Genomic DNA, 4,358 nt, shown 5'->3' on the forward strand with positions numbered 1-4,358 from the left:
TCGTATGCCGGGGTCAACGTGAGCATTTTGCCGTCCCAGAACGCGGCGTGGTTACGCGCGTGATCGTCCGTGTTGCCGCACAGAATATTGAAGCATATCCGGCCGTAGAGTTCCTTGAGCGTTTCTTTGGGAGTGGTGAAGCGGTGACGGATCAGTTCCGCAAGGTCTTCGTAGGACGCATAACGCGCCTCCATCTCACCAAGCCCGAGCATGGTCAGAGCTGAAACCATCGCCCTGCGCTGCCAGGCAGTCTTAGCTTTGATGCGGTCGAACCGTTCGATGAGCAAAACGTCCTTGCCTGCCGTCTCGAAGACAGAGACGGGGGCGACATTCAGGCCACACATGGCAGCAAGCCGCATGGCTATGAATTCGGCCTTCACGACACTGTAAACATCCTTGCTGGACGAAAACTTCGCAATCAACTTGCGATCATTGCCATCAATAAGGGATTTCGGGCGCGCGCCGCCGATCGATGTGCCGTGATTGATCGCCTGATCCAGAGAAGAGCTGAGGGGGAGACCTTTTTCGACGCGGTCAGCGGCTTCGAGCAGGTCTTTGTAGCTCGCTTGCGCCGATAGACGGGGGACATATTCGGTGGCCGACAGCTGGAAGTCGAGAGCCCCGATCCTGTCTGACCCCGACTCCAGCAGGTAGGTCAGTTCATTGAGCCCATCAGTGCCCTCGTCCGCTGCGTTGGGGCCAACGAGCCGGTTAATGATCACGCGCCGCCCCCATGCATCGGGCGAGCCGTCCCGAAGGCTACTTGCCATCTCCATGTTCGGGAGCGGAGCAATCCGTCCGCGTCGCAAAGGTAGTTCCGGCTCATAAAGCGGAATAGCGTTCTTGCGATCAAGGTAGCTGGCACCGTAGTTGAAAATGTAGCGGTCGCCGTCCACGGTGATGCGCCCGGCGACGACCGGGTCTGTTTCGTTTGGCAGCCATGTCCAGACAAATGCACCTTCGGGTGTCTTGAAATCAGAAGTCATCATCGACCTCCTTGCCTGATGGACGGACACTCTTTGGCAGAAGGGTCAGCTTCTCGTCGAGGTGCGCATCATGCATCTGCAAGGTGCGTTCGTCGTGCTGGAACAGGCGCACCCCAACGAGGAAAGCGACTTCGAAGACGATGCCGATCTCGGGGCCGGGTTCGCCATACTCGATCCTGCGCAATGTCTTGCGCGTGATACCGGCACGTTCGGACAACTCTGCCGCCGTCAGACCGCGTTCCAAACGGCCAACCTTGATCAGTTTGCCAAGGACTGAAAGCGCCTGCTTCGTGGCGCGGGAGTAGCTGCGTGTCCGTCTCATCTCTGTTGCCATTTGGGTAAGTTAAGACCCATAAGATGATCTCATGGGTCGTTTAATGCTCAGTATGGACATAAATAGAGCAAGATGTCAAATCGCTGGGTAAGGTATGATCCATAAGGTAATTATAAGGGTCATAAAATGCTCACCAGCGAAGTCACCGGGGTCAATTTTTGACAGGTTAATAAAATCGGAGGCTCTGCCCTACCCCACCAAGGCCTTCAGTTTGTCGCCCGCCACATCCGGTAGCGGCCCTGCCCGGTCAGCTCGCGGACCAGACGCCGCGCCTCCATCCAGGTGAGGTTGCGCTGAACGGCGGCGCGGCTGGTGCCTGTAAAGGTCTCTGCCATCGAAGCGTCGACAAGGGGCCATTCAGTCAGCACAGCGCGCAAGGCGCGCGGGGTCTTACCCGAGAGCAGGGTCATCTCGGTTTCTGCCTGCGCTGACCAGGCCACGATATCGTCGAGGTGCCGCATTGCGGTCAGACATGCCGTCTCCATCCCGTCAAGCCAGCGCGCCAGACGGTCAGCGGGTGGGCCGCTAGCGCGCAGCTCCCCTGTCCCATACATGGCCAGCGGTGCGAATATCGCCCCCTTGCTCTCGCTCGCCACAATGCGTGTAATCGCCGGAGGTAATCTCCCCAAAACTGGCTCTGCCTCAATCTGTGTGGCGCAACTATCCTGAAACTGGAAAATTCAGGAGGAATAGTTGTGAGTTCGAAGAAGCACTGGTCGCACGGGGGCGAAGTTTCGTGTCGCGACATGTATCGCACGGCATGATACACCGTATGCCCGCGTCTCAAAAGCCGACGGAAGCCAGTCCCTAGACCTGCAGCGGGATGCCTTGATCACAGCGAGCGTGGAAGAAGAACAGATTTACTCAGACCTGACGTCGGGCAAGAAGGATGACCGATCCGGTCTGGAGGCCTGCCTCAAGGCATTGCGTGAGGGGGATGTGCTGGTCGTGTGGAAGCGCGACCGCTTGGGGCGCAGCCTCCACCACCTTGTCAAAACCGTCAGCATGCTGTCCGAGCGTGGCGTCGGCCTCAAGGTTCTAACCGGGCAAGGGGCGCAGATTGACACAACAACTGCGGCAGGACGGCTTTCATTCGGCATCTTTGCCGCTCTCGCCGAATTTGAAAGCGAGTTGATACGCGAACGCACAATGGCGGGGTTACAAGCCGCCCGCGCCCGCGGCCGGAAAGGTGGAAGGAAATTTGCTCTGACAAAAGCGCAGGTGCGAATGGTGTAGGCCGCTATGGCCAGCCGCGATACATCAGTTTCAGAACTTTGTAAGGAATTGGGGGGCAAACCAGTCACACTCTACCGATATGTCGACCCGAACGGCAATCTGCGCGATTATGGGAAACAGGTTCTCACCGCTTAGCGTCGGATTCTGCACTCTCCGGCATCAGACCCCAATTGTGGTAACTTGCATTGGGTGGCTCCTCCTATAAGCAGATATGGACATCTGCAGTATGGCGCATTGCGACGCCGATTGGAGCAGGAGCCATCCACCCCATCAGCAATCCGCACTCCTTACAGAATGGTTGCGCCTTGTGCGAAGTACCGCGGTCTTGGCAGCCGCAACCAGTCTATGTTACAAAACCTCGGACCAAATGCAAAACTGTCCGAGGTTACCTATCAATGCCACGCGATCTGACACAGAGGCAACGCCTCCTTGAATACCTCAAGTACCATGCGCCGGTACGCGCACAGGATCTCAAGGATGCGGGTGTCTCAGCGGCAACGATTTCACGCTCAGTGCAATCCGGTGAAGTCCTTCGGCTAGGCCGAGGGCTTTACGGCCTGCCCGACAGCGTGCCCAATACACATGAGACTCTGATTGAAGTCGCCAAGCGAGCACCGAAAGCCGTCATCTGCCTGACGTCGGCCCTGGCTTTCCACGGCCTCACTGATCAACTGCCGCGTCGTATCTGGATTGCGATTGGCGCCAAGGACTGGGAGCCAAAGATCACATATCCGAAGATCCGAGCTGTCCGATTCCGTGAACCGTATTTCTCCGGCGGCGTCGAAGAGCATCAGATCGACGGGGCGAAGATCAGAATGTACACGATACCGAAAACGCTTGCAGATGCGTTCCGAAATCAGCGCCTCGTCGATCGATCGGTCGCCATCGAGGCTCTTAAGTCTACAATCGAACAGCGCAAGGCGACACCCTCAGCGATTGCCGAGGCCGCGCGGAATTACAGTGCCTGGAACCAGATGCGTCCCTACCTTGAGGCCCTGACGTCCAATGGCTGATAGCCCCAGAAACATCGCGGCGTCGGTGCGAGCGAGACTGCTTAACCTCGCGCGCGCGGAGGGGCAGGCCTTCGATGTGGTCTTGGTCGCATTCGGACTGGAACGGTTCATCTACCGCCTGTCGGTGTCAGCACACCGCGATCGCTTCGTTTTGAAGGGAGGCATGCTCGTCACCCTTTGGACGAAGGACAGTGGCCGGTTTACCCGAGACATCGACTTCCTCTCTTTCGGAGCTGAGGACGCGGCAACCCTCAAGAAGACCATCGCAGAGATTCTAGCGATCGATGTGGGCGACGGCCTCGCTTTCGACGGTACCAGTCTTTCAGCGGCCCCGATCAGGGAAGATCAAGTCTATGGCGGCATGCGCCTAAAGACGACCGCGTATCTGGAAAAGACCAGAATCCCAATCACAATCGATGTCGGGTTCGGAGACGCGCTTGGAAACCCAGACTACACGCTCGACTATGGCTCCCTGCTCGACTTTCCCTCGGCGTCGGTGCGCGCCTACTCCCCCGAGACGGTCATCGCAGAGAAATTCCAGGCAGTTGTGGCACTCGGCATCATCAATGGCCGGATGAAGGATTACTACGACCTATGGGCGCTGCCGAAGGCCGTGGATCTCGATCTAGGCGACTTGGCGGCAAGCATCGAAAAGACCTTTGAGCGGCGTCAAACGGAGGTGCCGAAGGAGCGACCGCCAGGCCTGTCTCACGCGTTCGCCACAGATGCAACAAAGTCCGCTCAGTGGCTAGCCTATTCCGAGGCGACCGAGATCGAAGGAATGAGCCT

Annotated in this window: 5 protein-coding genes and 1 pseudogene; 3 read left to right on the top strand and 3 right to left on the bottom strand. The window is 57.9% G+C overall.

Annotation, left to right across the window (positions count from 1 at the left end):
* From VGP75_RS19125 to VGP75_RS19135, 3 genes and pseudogenes are all read right to left on the bottom strand, one after another.
* A partial coding sequence (locus tag VGP75_RS19125; protein WP_327545169.1) for a type II toxin-antitoxin system HipA family toxin occupies positions 1 to 986 on the bottom strand: 986 nt, incomplete at its 3' end.
* Complete coding sequence (locus VGP75_RS19130; protein WP_327545170.1) at positions 976 to 1,308, bottom strand: helix-turn-helix transcriptional regulator; 333 nt, start codon at positions 1,306 to 1,308, stop codon at positions 976 to 978. The genes VGP75_RS19130 and VGP75_RS19125, both read right to left, overlap by 11 nt.
* 218 nt (positions 1,309 to 1,526) lie before the next feature.
* Positions 1,527 to 1,925 (bottom strand): annotated as a pseudogene (locus tag VGP75_RS19135) (hypothetical protein); the annotation flags it as partial.
* A gap of 223 nt (positions 1,926 to 2,148) precedes the next feature.
* Between VGP75_RS19135 and VGP75_RS19140 the strand changes: the two are divergent.
* From VGP75_RS19140 to VGP75_RS19150, 3 genes are all read left to right on the top strand, one after another.
* The gene (locus VGP75_RS19140; RefSeq protein WP_526025535.1) at positions 2,149 to 2,556 is read left to right on the top strand and encodes a recombinase family protein; all 408 of its coding nucleotides are present in this window, start codon (positions 2,149 to 2,151) and stop codon (positions 2,554 to 2,556) included.
* 395 nt (positions 2,557 to 2,951) lie between these two features.
* On the top strand, positions 2,952 to 3,569 hold the full coding sequence (locus VGP75_RS19145; RefSeq protein WP_327545171.1) for a type IV toxin-antitoxin system AbiEi family antitoxin domain-containing protein: 618 nt from the start codon (positions 2,952 to 2,954) through the stop codon (positions 3,567 to 3,569).
* Positions 3,562 to 4,358, top strand: a 797-nt coding sequence (locus tag VGP75_RS19150; protein WP_327545172.1) for a nucleotidyl transferase AbiEii/AbiGii toxin family protein, incomplete at its 3' end; no start/stop codon positions are given. The genes VGP75_RS19145 and VGP75_RS19150, both read left to right, overlap by 8 nt.

The organism is Yoonia sp. (assembly GCF_036007805.1).
Taxonomy (GTDB): domain Bacteria; phylum Pseudomonadota; class Alphaproteobacteria; order Rhodobacterales; family Rhodobacteraceae; genus Yoonia.

Coding starts and splice junctions, on each gene's coding strand:
- VGP75_RS19130 (WP_327545170.1), bottom strand. CDS start 1,308: ATGAGACGGACACGCAGCTACTCCCGCGCCACGAAGCAGGCGCTTTCA.
- VGP75_RS19145 (WP_327545171.1), top strand. CDS start 2,952: ATGCCACGCGATCTGACACAGAGGCAACGCCTCCTTGAATACCTCAAG.